General features: G+C 58.9%; 2 protein-coding genes. Both read right to left on the bottom strand.

Annotated elements, in window-relative coordinates; all coding sequences use genetic code 11:
* On the bottom strand, nucleotides 1-319 hold a 319-nt coding region (locus QKY98_RS23600; protein ID WP_284671702.1), incomplete at its 3' end, for an efflux RND transporter permease subunit.
* Nucleotides 316-664: copper-binding protein (locus QKY98_RS23595; RefSeq protein WP_284671701.1), on the bottom strand; the 349-nt coding region annotated here is incomplete at its 5' end. The genes QKY98_RS23595 and QKY98_RS23600, both read right to left, overlap by 4 nt.

Genomic DNA, 664 nt, shown 5'->3' with positions numbered 1-664 from the left:
GGGCCCAATAAAGGTCTGTGCCGTCTTCGAACAGGACGTACACGTAGCTGTCCCCAAAGAAGGAGTAGCCGCGAACCGTTTTGGCACCGGGAACAGACAGCATGGTCGTCGTAAGCGGGTAGGTGACCTGATTCTCGACAATCTGCGGCGCCTGCCCTGGGTATGGCGTGCGAATGATGACCTGAACGTCGGAAAGGTCTGGCAACGCATCGACAGCAGTGTTCTTGACCGACCAGATACCCCAGGCCACCGCGAACAAAGTGGCCAGCAGGATCAGAAAGCGGTTGGCTACTGACCATCGGATTATGGCTGCAATCATTTCTGGCCCCCGAGCTTCTCGATGCGCTCGATGACCAGGCCTTCGTCGCTTTCACGCACGCCCACACGGACGCGGTCGTCGACTTGCAAGCCTGACAGCAGGGATTGATCCGCAACCGGAAAGGACATGGTCATCCCAGGCATGTTCAGCGTCTTGAACGGCCCATGCGACAGGCCAACCATGCCATCTTCCAGGCTGACGATCGTACCTTCAGCCTCGTGCAGCGCAGTTTCTGTAGAAGTTGCAGGCTCCTCCAAACCCTGAGCGGTCAGCCCGCGTAGGCTCGCCTCTGAATCCAGGAGAAACTGACCGGACGCCACGACCTTCTGACCGGCTTCCAGCCCT

This window comes from Pseudomonas sp. HR1 (assembly GCF_030175875.1).
In the GTDB taxonomy this organism is placed as follows: Bacteria; Pseudomonadota; Gammaproteobacteria; order Pseudomonadales; family Pseudomonadaceae; genus Chryseomonas; species Chryseomonas oryzihabitans.
This window is presented reverse-complemented; position numbering and strand designations above follow the sequence as displayed.